16 protein-coding genes are annotated in these 18910 nt (G+C 45.1%); 7 read left to right on the plus strand and 9 right to left on the minus strand.

Annotated elements, in window-relative coordinates; genetic code table 11:
- The first annotated feature begins 68 nt into the window (after nt 1-68).
- From secA to VTH8203_RS02785, 7 genes are all read left to right on the plus strand, one after another.
- Entirely contained in the window at nt 69-2801 is a 2733-nt protein-coding gene (secA, locus tag VTH8203_RS02755) for a preprotein translocase subunit SecA (protein ID WP_096992263.1), read from the plus strand.
- Between the two features lie 90 nt (nt 2802-2891).
- Nucleotides 2892-3290, plus strand: coding sequence for an 8-oxo-dGTP diphosphatase MutT (gene mutT / locus VTH8203_RS02760; RefSeq protein ID WP_096992264.1), 399 nt, complete (start codon nt 2892-2894; stop codon nt 3288-3290).
- Between the two features lie 75 nt (nt 3291-3365).
- Nucleotides 3366-4175 carry a 4-hydroxy-tetrahydrodipicolinate reductase gene (dapB, locus tag VTH8203_RS02765; protein WP_096992265.1) on the plus strand — a complete coding sequence of 270 codons (810 nt, stop codon included), beginning with the start codon at nt 3366-3368 and terminating at the stop codon, nt 4173-4175.
- 544 nt (nt 4176-4719) lie between these two features.
- Nucleotides 4720-5859, plus strand: coding sequence for a glutamine-hydrolyzing carbamoyl-phosphate synthase small subunit (carA, locus tag VTH8203_RS02770; protein WP_096992266.1), 1140 nt, complete (start codon nt 4720-4722; stop codon nt 5857-5859).
- 16 nt (nt 5860-5875) lie between these two features.
- Nucleotides 5876-9100: a carbamoyl-phosphate synthase large subunit gene (gene carB / locus VTH8203_RS02775; RefSeq protein WP_096992267.1), complete on the plus strand. Its 3225-nt coding sequence runs from the start codon at nt 5876-5878 to the stop codon at nt 9098-9100.
- A gap of 169 nt (nt 9101-9269) precedes the next feature.
- Nucleotides 9270-9767, plus strand: a complete 498-nt coding sequence (locus VTH8203_RS02780) for an outer membrane beta-barrel protein (RefSeq protein WP_096992268.1) — start codon at nt 9270-9272, stop codon at nt 9765-9767.
- 97 nt (nt 9768-9864) lie between these two features.
- Nucleotides 9865-10644 (plus strand): TSUP family transporter, encoded by a 780-nt coding sequence (locus VTH8203_RS02785; protein WP_006072885.1) that lies wholly within the window; start codon nt 9865-9867, stop codon nt 10642-10644.
- Here VTH8203_RS02785 and VTH8203_RS02790 read toward each other — a convergent pair.
- From VTH8203_RS02790 to VTH8203_RS02830, 9 genes are all read right to left on the minus strand, one after another.
- Entirely contained in the window at nt 10586-11440 is an 855-nt protein-coding gene (locus VTH8203_RS02790; protein WP_096992269.1) for a LysR family transcriptional regulator, read from the minus strand. The two genes, VTH8203_RS02785 and VTH8203_RS02790, sit on opposite strands and share 59 nt — an antisense overlap.
- Nucleotides 11441-11471: 31 nt before the next feature.
- Nucleotides 11472-12056 carry a flavodoxin family protein gene (locus VTH8203_RS02795; RefSeq protein ID WP_208617712.1) on the minus strand — a complete coding sequence of 195 codons (585 nt, stop codon included), beginning with the start codon at nt 12054-12056 and terminating at the stop codon, nt 11472-11474.
- A gap of 3 nt (nt 12057-12059) precedes the next feature.
- Nucleotides 12060-13514 (minus strand): molybdate ABC transporter ATP-binding protein ModF, encoded by a 1455-nt coding sequence (gene modF / locus VTH8203_RS02800; RefSeq protein WP_096992271.1) that lies wholly within the window; start codon nt 13512-13514, stop codon nt 12060-12062.
- 115 nt (nt 13515-13629) lie between these two features.
- Complete coding sequence (locus tag VTH8203_RS02805) at nt 13630-14238, minus strand: TRIC cation channel family protein (RefSeq protein ID WP_417892258.1); 609 nt, start codon at nt 14236-14238, stop codon at nt 13630-13632.
- A gap of 113 nt (nt 14239-14351) precedes the next feature.
- Nucleotides 14352-15170 carry a vitamin B12 ABC transporter substrate-binding protein BtuF gene (gene btuF, locus VTH8203_RS02810; RefSeq protein ID WP_096992273.1) on the minus strand — a complete coding sequence of 273 codons (819 nt, stop codon included), beginning with the start codon at nt 15168-15170 and terminating at the stop codon, nt 14352-14354.
- A gap of 4 nt (nt 15171-15174) precedes the next feature.
- Nucleotides 15175-16128, minus strand: a complete 954-nt coding sequence (locus VTH8203_RS02815) for a cobalamin biosynthesis family protein (protein WP_096992274.1) — start codon at nt 16126-16128, stop codon at nt 15175-15177.
- A 48-nt stretch (nt 16129-16176) separates the two neighbouring features.
- A complete protein-coding gene (mtnN, locus tag VTH8203_RS02820; RefSeq protein WP_006072892.1) occupies nt 16177-16872 on the minus strand; it encodes a 5'-methylthioadenosine/S-adenosylhomocysteine nucleosidase in 696 nt (231 codons plus the stop codon).
- 85 nt (nt 16873-16957) lie between these two features.
- Nucleotides 16958-17398 (minus strand): DUF1499 domain-containing protein, encoded by a 441-nt coding sequence (locus VTH8203_RS02825; protein ID WP_096992275.1) that lies wholly within the window; start codon nt 17396-17398, stop codon nt 16958-16960.
- Nucleotides 17399-17487: 89 nt separating this feature from the next.
- On the minus strand, nt 17488-18900 hold the full coding sequence (locus VTH8203_RS02830; RefSeq protein WP_096992276.1) for a glutamate synthase small subunit GltD family protein: 1413 nt from the start codon (nt 18898-18900) through the stop codon (nt 17488-17490).
- Nucleotides 18901-18910 lie beyond the last annotated feature (10 nt).

Genomic DNA, 18910 nt, shown 5'->3' on the forward strand with positions numbered 1-18910 from the left:
CCCTAGTCGAGACGGAAGGCAATTTTAATAGGTCGATATGATCTAATGGTAGAGAGAATAAAAACACAATGATTACTAACCTACTGACAAAGGTCATCGGTAGTCGTAACGACAGAACACTGCGTCGACTAAGAAAAATCGTAAAGCAGATCAATAACTACGAGCCACAATTCGAAGCATTGTCTGACGAAGAATTAAAAGCAAAAACAGTAGAGTTTCGTGAGCGATTGGACAAAGGTGAAAACCTAGACCACCTTCTACCAGAGGCATTTGCTACAGTTCGTGAAGCGTCTAAACGTGTCTTCGGTATGCGCCACTTCGACGTTCAGCTTATCGGTGGTATGGTGTTGAACTCAGGTCAAATCGCAGAGATGCGTACTGGTGAGGGTAAAACACTAACCGCAACCTTGCCAGCTTACCTAAATGCTCTTCCGGGCAAAGGCGTTCATATCGTCACCGTGAATGACTATCTAGCAAAACGTGACGCTGAGACAAACCGCGCTCTGTTTGAATTCCTTGGAATGACTGTCGGCGTCAACGTGCCAAACATGCATCCACAAGAAAAGAAAGAAGCGTACCAAGCTGATATCCTATACGGAACAAACAACGAATTCGGTTTTGACTACCTACGTGACAACATGGCGTTCCGTGTTGAAGATCGAGTTCAGCGTGAGCGTTTCTTTGCTGTTGTCGATGAAGTGGACTCAATCTTAATTGATGAAGCTCGTACTCCTCTTATTATCTCAGGTCCAGCAGAAGATAGTTCAGATCTATACACTCGAATCAATACACTGATCCCTCAACTGAAACAACAAGATCAAGAAGATTCCGAAGAATACCGTGGTGATGGTCACTACACGGTTGATGAAAAATCGAAACAAGTTCACTTAACTGAAACGGGTCAAGAGTTTGTTGAAGAACTACTGATCAAAAACGGTTTGATGGAAGAGGGTGACACACTTTACTCACCAACCAATATCAGCCTACTACATCATGTGAACGCAGCTCTTCGTGCTCATGTTCTGTTTGAGAAGAACGTAGATTATATCGTTAACGAGCAAGGTGAAGTTGTTATCGTTGACGAACACACTGGCCGTACAATGCCAGGCCGTCGTTGGTCGGAAGGTCTTCACCAAGCTGTTGAAGCAAAAGAAGGCGTTAAGATCCAAAACGAAAACCAAACTCTCGCTTCTATTACATTCCAGAACTACTTCCGTCTTTACGAAAAACTGTCGGGCATGACAGGTACTGCAGACACTGAAGCGTTTGAATTCCAGTCTATCTATGGCCTAGAGACAGTGGTTATTCCAACCAACAAGCCTATGGTTCGTGATGATATGGCTGATGTGGTTTATCGTACTGAAGTTGAAAAATTCAACGCCATTATCGAAGATATCAAAGAGCGCAGTGCAAAAGGCCAGCCTATTCTTGTCGGTACGGTTTCGATTGAAAAATCTGAGCTGCTATCTAATGCGTTAAAACAGGCGAAGATCAAACACAACGTTCTTAACGCGAAATTCCATGAACGCGAAGCAGAAATTGTTGCTGAAGCAGGTACGCCAGGCGCAGTCACCATCGCAACTAACATGGCCGGCCGTGGTACCGATATCGTGTTGGGTGGTAGCTGGCAATCTAAGGTTGAACAGCTTTCTGAGCCGACTCAAGAGCAAATTGACGCGATTAAAGCAGAATGGAAAGTGATTCATGATCAAGTTCTTGCTGCTGGTGGTTTACACATTATTGGTACAGAACGTCACGAATCTCGCCGTATCGATAACCAGTTACGTGGCCGTTCTGGTCGTCAAGGTGACGCGGGTTCATCTCGTTTCTATCTATCCATGGAAGACCAATTGCTTCGTATTTTCACTTCTGATCGTATGGCAAGTCTTATCCAAAGTGGTATGGACGAAGGTGAAGCGATTGAAAGTAAGATGCTATCGCGTTCTATCGAAAAAGCGCAGCGTAAAGTGGAAGGCCGTAACTTTGATATTCGTAAGCAGTTGCTTGAGTTTGATGATGTGGCGAATGACCAACGTAAAGTGGTCTATGAGCTTCGCGATGAATTGATGACTGCGGAAGATATCAGTGAAATGCTTGAGCATAACCGTGGCGACGTGTTCACTACGGTTATCGATGAGTACATCCCACCTCAATCTCTAGACGATATGTGGGATGTTGAAGGTCTAGAAGAACGCCTCAAGAATGATTTCGATCTAGAGCTACCCATCAAAGCTTGGCTTGCTGAAGATGACAAGCTTTACGAAGAAGCGCTACGAGAGAAGATCCTTGATACCGCTGTTGCTATCTACAAAGAGAAAGAAGAAACAGTGGGTGCTCAAGTTCTTCGTAACTTCGAAAAGTCAGTGATGTTGCAAACTCTCGATACGCTTTGGAAAGAGCATTTGGCGGCTATGGACCATTTACGTCAAGGTATTCACCTTCGTGGCTATGCTCAGAAGAATCCGAAACAAGAGTACAAACGTGAGTCATTTGAGCTATTTGAGCAGTTACTAGATTCATTGAAGTTTGATGTGATCTCCATACTTTCTAAAGTGCGAGTTCAACAGCAAGAAGAAGTCGAGCGAATGGAAGCTCAGCGTCAAGCGCAAGCTGAAGCGGCAGCAGCGAAAGCCCGAGCTCAGCATGCGGAAGCAGAGAATCAACTTGCCGATCATTCCGAAGAGTCTGCAGGCAGTGCTCAGCAGCCTATGGTTCGCGAAGAGCGTAAAGTAGGACGTAATGAGCCATGTCCTTGTGGCTCTGGTAAGAAATATAAGCAATGCCATGGTAAGATTAATTAAACCGTGATGTAAAAATGAAGAGTCGCATTATGCGACTCTTTTTTTAGTCCAAATAAATGAGTCAATCTGAGTAATACGTGAGGGGAAAAAGTGAAGCGAGTCCATATTGTGGCGGCGATCATCTTTAACCAAGATAGAACGCAAATCTACATTACCAAACGTCCAGACAACCTTCATAAAGGGGGATTCTGGGAGTTTCCTGGAGGTAAGGTGGAGTCAGGAGAATCTGTTGGAGAAGCGATTACTCGCGAATTGTTTGAAGAGATTGATATTAAAGTCACAGAATTTGAATTATTTGAGCATCTTCTTCATGACTATCCTGATAAATCATTGGAGTTCGACTTTGTGTCTGTGCTCGCTTTTGACAATCAGCCTTATGGAAAAGAAGGGCAGGAAGGCTGTTGGGTCAGTATTGCCGACCTCACGAATTACACGTTCCCAGAGGCGAATATTCCTATCCTCGACAAAGTGGTCGAAAAATACCGCTAAAATCCATACCGACTCTGGTAGCCCTAGTGTCTTTACGTTACATTGGTAACAACATAAATAACGGAGAATAGCGCAATGGTAAGAATTGCGATTGCAGGAGCAGCGGGCCGTATGGGTCGCAACCTAGTGAAAGCAACGTTTCACAACAAACAGGCTGAGGTGGGCGCAGGTTCTGAGCGTCCAGAATCTTCTTTAGTCGGTGTTGATGTTGGCGAACTATGTGGTGAAGGACGATTCGATGTTGCTTTGGTGGATGACCTTCATAAGTCCATCAATGATTTTGATGTCATTATCGATTTCACAGCGCCAAAGAGTACCCTTGCGAATCTTGAGCTATGCAAACAACATGGCAAAAAAATGGTGATTGGCACAACAGGCTTTAGTGAAGAAGAGAAAGCCATCATTGATGATGCGGCTCAGTCTGTGCCTGTTGTAATGGCACCAAATTACAGTGTTGGGGTTAACCTAGTCTTTAAGCTTCTAGAGAAAGCGGCAAAAGTGATGGGCGATTACTGTGATATCGAAATTGTTGAAGCGCATCACCGTCATAAAGTAGATGCTCCATCAGGTACAGCTATTGGTATGGGAGAAGCCATTGCAGGAGCTATGGGTAATAATCTAAGTGACGTTGCTGTGTATGCTAGAGAGGGCATTACTGGTGAACGTGGTCGTGATGAAATTGGTTTTGCAACGATTCGAGCGGGTGACATTGTTGGTGAACATACCGCGATGTTTGCCGATATAGGTGAGCGTGTTGAAATTACCCACAAAGCAACCGATCGGATGACGTTTGCCAATGGTGCTGTCAAAGCGGCGGTGTGGCTCAATGACAAGCCCGCGGGCTTTTATACAATGACTGAAGTACTCGGTCTCGATAACATTTAAAAAAAGCGCCAATTGGCGCTTTTTTTATATCTCTTAGAAAGGAATCTAAAAGCTCAGTCATTTTACATAATTATTCTTAATCATAGAGCCTGAGCAAGGAATAGGGTACGACTTCTCTAATTCGACTAAAAACACAATAATTGTACAAAATAAATGTATTTATATGTGTGTTTTATGCCTTTGGGTGAAAAAAATGTATTTGCTGCGCATTTTTTTATGTTAACTCGTCTCGGTTAACGTTTGCGTGGTATTGAGTGAAAAAATGCAGCGCTCTGGTTCGCTTTGCTAGCGAGAAAAACTATGTGAATTCATAACTGGTTGATTTTCACTCTTGAAATGTGGTTTTTTGAGGGTTTAGAGTAAAAAAATGCTCAATGGCAATAAAATTTAATTTTATTTTTCAGCGGTTATTGACACTTGTCACGGTCATCATTAGAATACCGCCAATTTGTCTGAACTACCTAAAAGCGCTTATTTATAGCGAAGAGGAAGGCAGATTTGCAATTTAATTTAAAATTTATGCATTTTTATTCCGGAGGTTGTCTTGAGTAAATCAGCACTGTTAGTCCTAGAAGATGGGACAGTGTTCCACGGTATTTCCATTGGAGCAGATGGTTTATCCGTTGGTGAAGTTGTTTTTAATACCTCGATGACGGGGTACCAAGAAATCCTCACTGATCCTTCCTATTCTCAGCAGATCGTAACTCTTACTTATCCTCACATTGGCAATACTGGTACTAATAAAGAAGACGAAGAGTCTTCAGCAATCCATGCACAAGGCCTTGTGATTCGCGATCTTCCTCTTATCGCATCAAACTTCCGTAACGAACAATCCCTTTCTGACTATCTCAAGTCACAAAACATCGTCGGTATCGCTGATATTGATACTCGTAAACTGACTCGTATTCTTCGTGAAAAAGGTGCTCAGAACGGTTGTATCGTGGCAGGCGACAATCTAGATGAAGCTTTAGCACTGGCTAAAGCAAAAGAATTCCCTGGCTTGAAAGGTATGGATCTTGCGAAAGAGGTTACAACAAAAGAAACGTATCAATGGAAACAGGGTTCGTGGACGCTTGAGGGTGGACTTCCTGAAGCGAAAGACGACAGTGAATTGCCATATCATGTTGTTGCCTACGACTTCGGTGCAAAACGCAACATTTTGCGTATGCTCGTTGACCGCGGCTGCCGCCTAACCGTGGTGCCGGCACAAACTTCAGCAGAAGAAGTGCTGGCACTTAACCCAGATGGTGTTTTCCTATCAAATGGCCCTGGTGACCCAGCACCTTGTACATATGCTATCGAAGCAACAAAAGTGTTCTTAGATAATGGACTGCCGATTTTCGGTATCTGTCTTGGTCACCAAATCTTGGCTCTAGCCTCTGGTGCACAAACTGTAAAAATGAAGTTTGGTCACCACGGAGCGAACCACCCAGTTAAAGATCTAGTTCGTAATGTTGTGATGATCACATCACAAAACCACGGTTTTGCGGCTGACGAAGCGACGCTACCAGAAAGTCTACGTGCGACGCATAAATCTTTATTTGACGGCACGCTACAAGGTATTCACCGCACAGATAAGCCGGCATTTAGCTTCCAAGGTCACCCTGAAGCAAGCCCAGGTCCACACGATGCTGCACCATTGTTTGACCACTTCATTGAACTGATTAAAAAACACAAAGCGTAATTCGGAGTAGTTGAGAATGCCAAAACGTACTGACATTAAAAGTATTCTAATTCTTGGTGCTGGCCCAATTGTTATCGGTCAGGCTTGTGAATTTGACTATTCTGGCGCACAAGCGTGTAAAGCGCTACGCGAAGAAGGTTACCGAGTTATCCTTGTGAACTCGAACCCAGCGACCATCATGACTGACCCTGATATGGCAGATGCAACGTACATCGAGCCTATTCAATGGGAAGTAGTGCGTAAAATCATCGAAAAAGAGCGTCCAGATGCTGTACTACCAACAATGGGCGGTCAAACAGCACTGAACTGTGCACTTGACCTAGAAAAGCATGGTGTTCTTGAAGAGTTCGGTGTGGAAATGATTGGCGCAACAGCTGATGCGATTGATAAAGCAGAAGACCGTTCTCGCTTCGATAAAGCGATGAAGTCAATCGGCCTAGAGTGCCCGCGTGCTGATACTGCTAAAACCATGGAAGAAGCTTATGGCGTTCTTGAGATGGTGGGTTTCCCTTGTATCATTCGTCCTTCTTTCACTATGGGTGGTACCGGTGGTGGTATCGCATATAACAAAGAAGAATTCGAAGAAATCTGTCGCCGTGGTTTAGACCTTTCTCCAACTAACGAGCTTCTCATCGATGAATCTCTTATCGGTTGGAAAGAGTACGAGATGGAAGTGGTTCGTGATAAAGCGGACAACTGTATCATCGTATGTGCGATTGAAAACTTTGACCCAATGGGTATCCACACGGGTGACTCAATCACGGTTGCACCAGCGCAAACACTAACAGACAAAGAATACCAGCTAATGCGTAACGCTTCTCTAGCGGTACTGCGCGAGATTGGCGTTGAAACTGGTGGTTCTAACGTACAGTTTGGTATCAACCCGAAAGATGGTCGTATGGTTATCATCGAGATGAACCCACGTGTATCTCGTTCTTCTGCACTAGCGTCTAAAGCAACAGGTTTCCCAATCGCGAAGATTGCTGCGAAACTGGCCGTTGGCTTCACGCTGGATGAGCTAATGAACGACATCACGGGCGGTGCTACTCCTGCATCGTTCGAACCAACTATCGACTACGTAGTAACTAAGATTCCTCGTTTTAACTTCGAGAAATTTGCTGGCGCTAACGACCGTCTAACGACACAGATGAAGTCTGTTGGCGAGGTAATGGCGATTGGTCGTAACCAACAAGAGTCGTTACAAAAAGCACTTCGTGGTCTAGAAGTTGGCGCGACTGGTTTTGACGAAATGGTTGACCTAGATGCACCAGATGCACTGTCTAAAATCCGCCATGAGCTGAAAGAAGCGGGTGCAGAGCGTATTTGGTATATTGCTGATGCATTCCGTGCTGGCCTGTCTGTGGATGGTGTTTTCAACCTAACGCAAATCGACCGTTGGTTCCTAGTTCAAATCGAAGAGATTGTGAAACTAGAGCAAGAATTACGAGCAAAAGGTTTTGCTGGTCTTGATAAGCAAGAGTTGAATAAGCTGAAGCGTAAAGGCTTTGCTGATGCACGTTTATCTAAGATTCTAGGTGTTGCGGAAAGCGAAATTCGTCGTCTACGTGACCAATATGATATCCACCCAGTGTACAAGCGAGTGGATACCTGTGCGGCTGAGTTCTCTTCTGATACCGCTTACATGTACTCTTCTTATGATGATGAGTGTGAAGCGAATCCAACAGATAAAGAAAAAATCATGATTTTGGGCGGCGGTCCGAACCGTATCGGTCAAGGTATTGAGTTTGATTACTGTTGCGTACACGCATCACTAGCACTTCGCGAAGATGGTTACGAGACCATCATGGTGAACTGTAACCCAGAAACGGTTTCAACGGACTACGATACCTCTGACCGTCTGTACTTCGAACCAGTCACTCTGGAAGATGTATTAGCTATCGCTCGTGTAGAGAAGCCAAAAGGCGTCATCGTTCAGTACGGTGGTCAAACGCCACTGAAATTGGCTCGCGCTCTGGAAGCTGCGGGTGTGCCAATAATTGGTACTAGCCCAGATGCAATCGACCGTGCAGAAGACCGTGAGCGTTTCCAAGTTGCAGTAGACCGTCTTGGTCTTCTACAGCCAGAAAACGCAACCGTCACCACGATGGAGCAAGCGGTAGAGAAATCTCGTGAAATCGGTTACCCATTGGTTGTACGTCCATCATATGTACTTGGTGGTCGCGCAATGGAAATCGTTTATGACGAGCAAGACCTTCGTCGCTACTTCAACGAAGCGGTGAGCGTTTCGAACGAGTCTCCAGTACTGCTAGATAGCTTCCTAGACGACGCGGTTGAAGTGGATATCGATGCACTATGTGACGGTGAGCGTGTCGTTATCGGTGGTATTATGGAGCATATCGAGCAAGCTGGTGTTCACTCAGGTGATTCTGCATGTTCTCTTCCTGCTTACACGCTAAGCCAAGAAATCCAAGACACCATGCGCGAGCAAGTTGAAAAACTGGCGTTCGAACTAGGTGTTCGCGGCCTAATGAACACACAATTTGCGGTGAAAGACAACAAGGTTTACTTGATTGAAGTTAACCCACGTGCAGCGCGTACCGTTCCGTTTGTATCGAAAGCAACAGGTGCGCCTATTGCCAAGATCGCAGCACGTATAATGGCTGGTCAATCTCTAGAGTCTCAGGGCTTTACCAAAGAGATTATTCCTCCTTACTACTCAGTGAAAGAAGTGGTATTGCCATTCAATAAGTTCCCAGGCGTTGACCCATTATTAGGCCCAGAAATGCGCTCTACTGGTGAGGTAATGGGTGTCGGCGCGACGTTTGCTGAAGCTTATGCGAAAGCAGAGCTAGGTTGTGGCAACGTTTATCCTGAAGGTGGTCGTGCGCTACTGTCTGTTCGTGAAGGTGATAAAGAGCGTGTTGTTGACCTAGCTTCTAAGCTTACTAAGCTTGGCTACCAGCTAGATGCAACACACGGTACGGCAGTAATCTTAGGTGAAGCAGGTATCAACCCTCGTCTTGTAAACAAGGTACACGAAGGTCGTCCACATATCCTAGACCGTATCAAGAACAACGAGTACACCTACATCGTTAACACGGCAGCAGGTCGTCAAGCGATTGAGGACTCAAAAGTTCTACGTCGAGGTGCACTAGCGGAGAAAGTGAACTACACCACAACGTTAAATGCCGCGTTTGCAACCTGTATGGCACATACCGCAGATGCAAAGTCGACAGTGACATCGGTTCAAGAGCTTCATGCACAAGTAAAAAGTGCTTAATAGATAAAAACTAAGAAGCAGAACTAGCGCCTGCCTTTTAGACAACCTCATTGCCCGCTTATTTGAGCGGGCTTTTTTTTGTGTCGCATTCTTTATTCAGAGAGTGTTTTTTAAATAATTATTTTAGTCGTTATATTCCTACCTCTAATAAAAACGTAGGAAATTAGCAGTGAAAATTAAACATACTTTATTCGTCTCAATGGCGGCAATGACATTATCTTTTTCAGCTTTGTCTGACGATGGTTTTTACCTAGGTACCATATATAGTACGGTGCGAGCAGCGGATGAGAGCGTTGACAAATCGACACACAATATTAGTAATTTAGGACTTCAGGCCGGGTACTCATTCAATCAGCATTTTGCCCTTGAGGGAAGATATTTCTATGCAGTCAATCGTTCAAGTTCTTTGCCTCAGCACCAGTCGCAAATTTATGCCAAAGCAAGCTATCCACTCAATGACACTTTTTCGATCTACGCCTTAGCTGGGGTCAACTTTGCGAAAGAATATTCCGCAAGTAGTCAAAATAAAGGGTATTTTTCGGGAGGTGCCGGTGTCTCTTATTCCTTTACGGATAAACTTAAAGGGTCATTAGAATATGTCTCTTTAGCTCAAAGCAAGTTTTATAAAGGTAATGCCGTCAATATCGGCTTAAGTTACTTCTTCTAATTAATTCCTCCAGGGAATAGGTTTGTATCCATGATTTCGCTAGTGTTGATATTTGTCGCGAGTAAAATGAGACGATATTTCACGTTGAGTTAGCATAATGGAAGTTACGATAGAAATTCTTGGACTCCTATTCCTGGTCGCAGGATTAGCGGGCTTTATTGATGCGATGGCTGGTGGTGGTGGGTTACTTACTCTTCCTGCTCTCCTGTCTGTCGGTGTTCCCCCAACTCAAGCATTGGCAACTAACAAGCTGCAAAGCTCATTTGGTAGCTTTTCGGCAACTTGGTATTTTGTGCGCAATGGTATTGTTGACCTCAAGGAAATGCGACTTGCGATTCTATGTACTTTTATAGGATCTGCAGTTGGTGCTGAATTAGTACAGCATATTGATGCAGGGGTGCTGACTAGCTTGATTCCAGTTTTACTGCTCGGGATTTCTCTGTACTTTTTGTTGGCTCCACAAGCAGGAGAGGGCGGTGGCAAACCTAAGATGTCAGAAACCCTATTTGCCTTTTCTGTAGGTACTGGTGTCGGATTTTACGACGGCTTCTTTGGGCCGGGCACTGGTTCTATCTTTACCATTTGTTTTGTCGCCATCGCACAACTGTCGATTGTTCACGCTACAGCAAAAACCAAAGTACTAAATTTTACTTCCAATCTAGCCGCATTAATCTTTTTCATTATTGCAGGCTTACCGGTTTGGGAAATCGGCTTAGTTATGGCAGTTGGCGGTTTTTTGGGTGCCAGAATGGGAGCTAAGGTCGTTGTATCTAAGGGGAAAAAATTCATCCGCCCATTGGTTGTGATCATGTCAATGGTCATGGCATTGAAGCTACTTTGGGAACAGCATCCTCAATGGTTTCAATCACTGTTCTAACTCGTTCTAATTTCAGTGCTGAAGGACGATAAACAAGGTGCACGGGACGTGTCAACGTAGCAAGAAAATCGAAGTCAAAGAAAAGCCCTTCATCAATGTGAAGGGTTTTTATAATTGATAAAGGAACCAAAGCGGCAGAGACACCTTTGATTGCCAACTGGGCTGCTGCAGTATAGGAGTCCATCTGCATGCTTGGAATAATACCCGCTTGTTGAAGTAAGCCCGCTTGATAGGTATTCGCCGGATTGTTGAGGTCGTTAGTGATGAGTTTAGCGGGCGGTGTGGTAAGCGGTTGATGGCTCACGACTCGAAACGGTTCGTTGAATAGATGGGTAGCATGCAGGCCAAGACGACTATTAAGATGCCCTGCACAGAGTCCAATCGCCGCGTCCCCAGCTTTAACGTGTTCAATGATTCGGGGCGTATGGTTGGTGGTAATGGTGAGGAATGGGTCTTTAAGCAGCAACGTGGGAAATACTTCACTGAGATAACCTGCCACTAAGGTTTCCGAACAATCTACGCGAATAATCGTTTGATCATCAAGGGTCTGCTCTTCAGCAATTAATCCGCGAAGCTCATGCAGACTTGGACCAACACGATCGATAAGAGAGAGGGCGTCAGGAGTCAATTTTATTTGCCTCCCTTCTGGCTCGATTAACTTTTTACCAAGTTTTCTCTCTAGATTGGCTATTCGCTTACTGACTGCCGACTGGCTGATATATAGCCTGCTGCCAGTACGGCTCATGGTTTTTTCTTGTGAGAGCACAAGTAAGGTCTCAATGCCTTCTAATAGCATACGCTTTGATGAAAATTGGGAATAGATTTTATTATTCTAACATAACTTGATGACGACGTTGGTGGGCTAAGTCAGCAATTCGGCTACCAAAGTAATGTGCAGTTTCTAAGTCATTAGGATGAACTTGCTTATTGTCATCGTAGCTTGCCACTAAGCCAATTGAGGAGCCTGTGCGGTTCAAAGCTTTGTTATCTGTGTGTTTTGAAACATCTAACCCTGCCCAAATCATACCGTGCTGGCAGGCTAAGGCAAAGAAACCAAGCAGCGTTTGTTGTTGCTCACCATTGAGACTACCGCCCATGGTAAATCCTGCGGCAAGCTTATTACGCCAATTGAGTTGGACATATTCATCGCTACTCGCATCCATAAACGCCTTAAATTGAGCGCTGGCCGAACCCATGTAAGTAGGACTTCCGAAAACAATAGCATCGAAATGCTTTAGTGATGAAAGTAAATGATTATTGACGTAACGACCCTCTTCAATATCACAGCTCTCAATCTCAAACAGAGTGGCACTATAGAGCGCACACTCGATGCCACTTTGAATGGCTTTTGCGAGTGCTCGTGTCGCTCCACTCTTAGAGAAGTAAACAATAGCGATGTTTGACATCTCAATCTCCTACATAGGCTGTGTGAGTTCAACGCGATAGTATTCATCGTCTTCATCTTTAATAAAATCGACAAAATGGTGAATGCTGTCTAGTTCATCTTCCACATAATGGGAGACATAGAGCAACTGGCTTAAGTTTTCTTTGGCTATCATATCGAGGGCATTCATCACCAGCTTACGGCCTAGAAAATCAAGCCCTTGATAAGGCTCATCCAAGATAAGGATAGTAGGCTGTTTGATAATAGCTCGAGCAATTAAAAGGAGTCTTTGTTGACTATATTCGAGGGACTTAAAAGAACGGTCGTGCAAGTGCTCCATATGAAGCAGCGTTAACCACTCTTTCGCCGCATCTATCTGATTTTGGCTAGGCTTATCATAAAGTCCGATAGAGTCGAAAAAGCCCGATAACAAGACTTCCAAGGCGCTGCAACTGACACGATATTGCAAGTGAAGTGCAGAAGAGACCATGCCAGTATGCTGTTTGATGTCCCAAACGGTTTCTCCGCTGCCGCGCTTCAAACCATAAATCAGAATGTCATTGCTATAACATTGTGGATGATCGCCAAAGATCATGCCGAGCAATGTACTTTTTCCACAACCGTTTGGTCCACGAACTTGCCAGTGCTCTCCATTGTTAATCTGCCAGTTCACGCCGGAGAATATTTTTTGGTCGACGTATTCTACGTGTCCATCGGTAATTTTAACCAAGGGGTCTGGAAACTTCGATTGATGTTGATGCTTACGAATTAGCGCAAGCCATTGTTCGCTTTGCGCTGAAGATTGAGCCAGTAGCTGTGAAATGACAGGGTGAGTGCGCCATTGCTGGTAGCCTAGTTGCTCGGTCAATGTACCATCTTCAAACATCGCGACATGATTAACCCAAACCGGGATTTCATCTTCCCTTGAGGTGATCACCACCAATTGAATATGCAGTGATAGGTCGCGAAGGTAATCGGCGAGCATTTTGCGATGCAACGTATCTAAGCCGACAAATGGCTCATCCAAAATAAGCAGTTTAGGTGAGGTTGCTAATGCTCTAGCTAACATAACGCGACGTGTTTCGCCGGTTGATAGTTGCTTAAAGCCTCGCTCTCTTAAGTGCAAAAGATCCAGCTCTTGAATCAACTGCTCTGCTACAGTTTCGTTGCTGGCAAACTCGGATACCAGTTGAGCCACGGTACGACCAAAATCGATTCGATCCATAAAGTCGGTATCGTCATTGGCATTTTCCAGTTCAAGTAACCGCTGCTGTTCTGCTAAAGAAACTTGTGCGATGTCCGTTTGTAAACCAAGAACCTCCCCTTCTTTAGGAAGGATTTCTTGGCACAATAAGTCGCCTAATAAGGAGCCTACATTGCCTTGGGTTTCAAATACTGCCCAATGTTCACCAGATTGAATGCGCCAATTTGGAATAGAGATAGAACCAGATCGGTCAAAAGAAACGTGATTGAAGATGACATCCATAGACTTTTCCCTGTCATTGGTCTGAGAGACGATGAATTAACCAACATACTAAAGCGAAAGGGAAAAATGAAGAGTAAAAGCTAGAGATTGTTATCTCTAGCTTTTGGTAATCAGGTTACTTATCTAAAGCAAACGTAGGTAAGGATAAGTGCCAGCGAATAGCGCCTAAGCGAATAACCAGCGTTGCAACAATACAACACAAGAAGGCCACTTCTGAAGAAGCACCAAGTAACAGAGCTGAGGTATGGAAAACACCACCTATGATACAGGCTGTTGCGTATACCTCACGGCGCAGTACCATAGGGACCTCGCGAGCCAGCACATCCCGAATAATACCGCCACCGCATCCGGTAATTACCCCCATAATGACTGCAACCATATAGGAGTTTTGGAATAACATGGACTTCTCAACCCCGATACCGACAAAAACCGCAAGACCAACGGCATCGCACACTGGTAACACATACCAAGGAAGTCGACGTGGATGGCGAATCAATAGCATGGTCACAATACAGGTGATGAAAATGACCCAAAGGTAAGTGTTGTCGGTGATCCAGAAAACTGGCGTTGCACCGAGTGCCATGTCTCGAATCGTGCCGCCACCTATCGCAGTGACGCTACCGAGTACCATTACACCAAAAGGATCCATCCTGAGTCTTCCTGCAAGTATCACTCCTGATATCGCAAACACTGCCGTACCAAATAAGTCGACCAAATAGAGCATGGAGTCCACAGCTAGTTTCTCACTGAAGCATTAAAAGGAAAGTTCGCCAATTTTACGGGATTTAACGATTGCGCCTAGTGGTTCGTAGCTGAATGTGATCCATCTCTCAATTATTATTGAGTTCTTACCTGATCCAGATACTTGCAAACCTGTTGTATGGCTAGAAGTGTTCTTGGTGTTGGTCTGTTTAGCCAGTCAGACGTCAATGACCACACATGATGTTGGCTAACTGCTGGTAACTCCTGCTGCCACTTGTGCCACATGGTGCCGTTTTTAATGGCATGTTCTGAAGTAAAAATGGCTTGGGGCTGGCGAACTATTACTTGTTCAGGGCTGACTTGTGGATAGGGGGCTTTGCTATCGGCAAAAATATTTTCACCACCACAAAACTCAAACACTTCGCTCGGCCAACTGCCTTGCGCTAAGGTGATAATGGGCTTTTCACTTAGCTGGTAAAAGTAGCGAACGGGTGTTTCTGTGTCATATTTTTGCTTTAACTGCGCTAAACCTCGACGAAACTCTTTGGCTGCGTTTAAGCCAATGGAAGGGTCATCGGCATATTGGCTTAATTTCTCGATGTTGATAGCGATATCATCGAGAGTGTTGGTTTGTGAGTAAAATAGGTTAAATCCCAGCTTTTCTAGTTTCTCCAATTCACGTGCAGGGTTTCCCGCAGGCCAGACAAGAATGAGGTTAGGTTGCATCGCCACGATTCGTTCCAATTTGATACCTTGGTAATTGGCCACTCGCTCCAACTCTTTCGCTTGCTCTGGATAGTCACTGTATTCACTTACTGCGATAAGCTTATCGCCAAGTCCTGCGGCATACGCCAGTTCCGTAGCATGAGGAGCTAAACTGATAATACGTTGTGTGTCTGCTAGAGCATGTTGAGTTGCCAAAAAAGTAATGACAAGTATGAGCCAATTCTTCATGAAATTAGAAACCTCTGTGAATGATAAACATGACTAGGCTCTGCATCACTAGCCAAAAATAGATACGCCAAGCAATGTGTTTCTGCAACAAGGCCAAGTGATAAGCTGATGGTGCTACTTTTCCGCCGATACGTGCTCGCTGAAGTTTTTCACCTTGATAGATAGCTGGCCCACCAAGAGCAAGCTCAAAACGGTGTGCACAGCCACTGATGAGCCAAGCCGTGACTGGGTTATGCCACGATTTAGCTTGCATTATGGCGTGTTTAATAGAGGCAATGGGCAGACCAGCAAACATGAGTATTGAAAACAGCTTCTGGGGTGCGAAATCCAACAGTGAAAATAGCCAAGCAATAGGTTTACCGAAACTAGCAAAGCCTTTTTGGCTAGGACTCCAATTGCGAGCGAGCTCTAAAGTCAGTCGATACAGCAAAGCGCCAACACCACCACTAACGCCGTACCAAAACAGCACGCCGACCACGTTTCTAGCATAACTCAGAAGTAGCGTCTCAGAGCCTGCTTTGCCAATACCCAGAAGCGATAGGTTGTTGGTCTCTCGGTTTACTTTGGTTGACAGCAGTCTACGCGCATTGGCTTTATCTTCTTGAGCGAGGGCATTAATAAGTTTGTGGGCGTACTGTTCGTTGTTGCGCCAATCAATGGCCAAGAGAAGCAAGGCTAATTGATAGAATTCTGGCTTCCAAACTAATGGCTCAAGAGCCCAAAGTACTAGGCTAGTGGGGACTAGCATTAGTAACAGGGCAAGCCAACCCGCAAGGCGTTGTTGCTCGTTTGTTGACGATGGGGAATTGACTTTACCTGCTACTAGCGCAGCAATCTGCTGCCAAAATCGAACAGGATGAGCGGCGGAGGGGATTGGAATTAGCAGATGAAATAACAGCGCACTCCACATTACCAGTAGTGCGCCATTTCCATATAAACTCTCTAGAAAAGAGCTCATTCAGCAGTCCTTGCGTTTTATTTCCCTTAGGAGGCTTAAGTTGAAGGGTTACTTAAGCAAATCCACCATATTTACTACCATTTCAGACGAGCTTTGCGCTGCCAAAGGTAGGAATTCTTCGAAGCTCATTGGTGACTCTTTGTCTGCCACGTCAGAGATAGCACGTACCACTACGAAAGGTGTATTGAACTGGTGGCAAACTTGCGCGATAGCTGATGCTTCCATCTCGACAGCGATAACACCAGGGAAGTTTTTACGGATAGTTTCTTGACGCTCTGGACGACATACAAACTCATCACCAGTACAAATTAGACCACGTACTGCGTGCTTATCTTTCATCTGTGCAAGCGCTTGTTCTGCTGTTTCCATCAATTTAGCGTCGGCAGCGAAGGCTGCTGGTTGACCCGCCATCTGACCAATTTCATAGCCAAATGCCGTCACATCAGCGTCGTGATGACGAACTTCAGTGGAGATGACGACATCTCCTAGGTTGAGTGAAGACTCAAAGCCACCTGCAGAACCTGTGTTAATAACCACATCAGGTTGGTAATCGCTAAGAAGAATCGTTGTTCCTACAGCTGCCGCTACCTTGCCAATACCTGACTGTAGCAAGACAATGTCCGCACCGTTAAGTTGACCAGTAAAGAAGGTGCAACCGCCTTTTTTAGTTTCAACAAGGTTTGTTAATGCTGATTTTAGGATGGAAACTTCTTGTTCCATTGCGCCGATTACGCCGATTTTCATAGAGATTCTCTCAGGTTGGAAAACGTATTTGGCGTGCAGTATAGCAATAGTCTTTGCACAGCCCAACCATTGCTATAGCAATTACTCAAGGGTTTGCTTCAATCAGTCCTGATTCGATCAACTTGAGGCGAAATGCTTCAACTCTTTCACGGTTCACGTCAAAGTCGTAATAGCCAATTCTAGCTTCGGAGCGAACCAATAATTGGTCTCCTTCAATTTTTAACTCCATATCATCGACATAGCGAAAAACACTGGAGGTGTATTCAACCCGCAGATAATTGCCTTCTTTGGCCGCAACTTCGGCATTCGGAAGGGTTAGGGCGACTTGTTCTATCTGATTGATATTAGCGTTTGGCGTTAATGTGAATGGGGCAAGTGTAAACTCTTCTCGGCTATCTTGGGTTGAAACACACCGAGGGCTATCGCCACAGCGCTGCTCTGTCCGGTCCGTTGTTGTTTTATAACCTGCGCCGCATGCGGCTAGGATCATCACTGAAGAAAGTGTAAGCCACTTGGGTAATGTCATAATCATCCCTTAAACAAAAGCCCAGCTAGGCTGGGCTAAGAAAACAATGGTCATTCTGATTGATGAAGATCGGAATGGCGTGTCTGGTGTTAGACCGCTAAGAAGTCTAGTATGCCTTCTGCCGCTTTGCGCCCTTCGTCAATGGCAGTAACCACGAGATCTGAACCACGAACTGCATCACCACCAGCGAAGATCTTCTCATTGGTCGTCTGATACATAAATTCTTGAGAGGCTGGAGCTTTGATCCGTCCCCATTGATCGAGTTCTACACCGTAAGGTTCAAGCCATGACATCTGGTGCGGTTGAAAACCGAACGCCATGATAACAGCATCAGCGGCAAGAACGTGCTCACTACCTGCTACAGGTTCTGGACGACGGCGACCTGCTTCGTCAGGATCTCCCAGTGCTGTTTTGACGACTTTAACCCCACAGGTGTTGCCGTTGGCATCTACCTCTATGCCCAAAGGCTGCAAGTTGAACATAAAGTTAACGCCTTCTTCTCGGGCATTTTTTACCTCGCGTCGAGAGCCTGGCATATTGTCTTCATCTCGGCGGTAAGCACAGATAACGTTATCTGCACCTTGGCGAATCGACGTTCTGACACAGTCCATTGCGGTATCACCACCACCAAGTACGACGACTTTCTTACCTTTCATATCAATAAAAGGAGCGGTGGCTTCTAATTCCATCACTTTGTAAGTATTAGATATTAAAAATGGCAGGGCATCAAATACACCTGGTGCATCCTCATTCTCTAGACCCGCGCGCATATTTTTGTAGGTGCCAACTCCCAAAAATACCGCGTCATAGTCTCTGATCAGTGTCGCCATCTCAATGTCTTTACCCACTTCGGTATTCAGTTGAAACTCAACACCCATCTCGTTAAAGATTCGACGTCGGTTTAACATGACATCTTTTTCTAACTTGAACGATGGAATACCAAAGGTCAGCAGTCCGCCAATCTCAGGGTAGCGGTCAAAGACAACAGGCTTAACACCATTACGAACTAGGATATCAGCAGCGGCGAGCCCCGCAGGACCTGCGCCTATGATTGCGACCTTTTTATCCGTCCATTCCACATGCGACATGTCTGGCTTCCAGCCCATTTCAAAGGCTTTGTCGGTAATGTATTTCTCGACATTACCAATGGTCACGGCACCAAAGTCTTCGTTAAGCGTGCAAGAACCTTCACATAGACGATCTTGCGGACAAACTCGTCCACATACTTCCGGTAGACTGTTAGTTTGATGTGATAGCTCTACTGCTTCAATGATTCGTCCTTCATTGGCAAGCTTCAGCCATTGAGGAATATAGTTGTGAACAGGACATTTCCATTCACAATAAGGGTTACCACAGTCAAGGCATCGGTCTGCTTGGGCGGTAGCTTGTTGCTTGGTAAAAGGTTCGTAAATCTCTACAAACTCAATTTTGCGAACCTTGAGTGGCTTTTTCGCCGGGTCGATGCGATTCACATCAATAAATTGGTATACGTTCTGGCTCATAATTCTGGCT

Origin of the sequence: Vibrio thalassae, from assembly GCF_900089835.1 — a bacterium.
Taxonomy (GTDB): Bacteria; Pseudomonadota; Gammaproteobacteria; order Enterobacterales; family Vibrionaceae; genus Vibrio; species Vibrio thalassae.

Excerpts from the sequence above, each read along its gene's own strand:
- secA (WP_096992263.1), top strand. The coding sequence starts at position 69 with ATGATTACTAACCTACTGACAAAGGTCATCGGTAGTCGTAACGACAGA.
- dapB (WP_096992265.1), top strand. The coding sequence starts at position 3,366 with ATGGTAAGAATTGCGATTGCAGGAGCAGCGGGCCGTATGGGTCGCAAC.
- carB (WP_096992267.1), top strand. The coding sequence starts at position 5,876 with ATGCCAAAACGTACTGACATTAAAAGTATTCTAATTCTTGGTGCTGGC.
- VTH8203_RS02785 (WP_006072885.1), top strand. The coding sequence starts at position 9,865 with ATGGAAGTTACGATAGAAATTCTTGGACTCCTATTCCTGGTCGCAGGA.
- VTH8203_RS02790 (WP_096992269.1), bottom strand. The coding sequence starts at position 11,440 with ATGCTATTAGAAGGCATTGAGACCTTACTTGTGCTCTCACAAGAAAAA.
- modF (WP_096992271.1), bottom strand. The coding sequence starts at position 13,514 with ATGGATGTCATCTTCAATCACGTTTCTTTTGACCGATCTGGTTCTATC.
- VTH8203_RS02805 (WP_417892258.1), bottom strand. The coding sequence starts at position 14,238 with ATGCTCTATTTGGTCGACTTATTTGGTACGGCAGTGTTTGCGATATCA.
- btuF (WP_096992273.1), bottom strand. The coding sequence starts at position 15,170 with ATGAAGAATTGGCTCATACTTGTCATTACTTTTTTGGCAACTCAACAT.
- VTH8203_RS02815 (WP_096992274.1), bottom strand. The coding sequence starts at position 16,128 with ATGAGCTCTTTTCTAGAGAGTTTATATGGAAATGGCGCACTACTGGTA.
- mtnN (WP_006072892.1), bottom strand. The coding sequence starts at position 16,872 with ATGAAAATCGGCGTAATCGGCGCAATGGAACAAGAAGTTTCCATCCTA.
- VTH8203_RS02825 (WP_096992275.1), bottom strand. The coding sequence starts at position 17,398 with ATGACATTACCCAAGTGGCTTACACTTTCTTCAGTGATGATCCTAGCC.
- VTH8203_RS02830 (WP_096992276.1), bottom strand. The coding sequence starts at position 18,900 with ATGAGCCAGAACGTATACCAATTTATTGATGTGAATCGCATCGACCCG.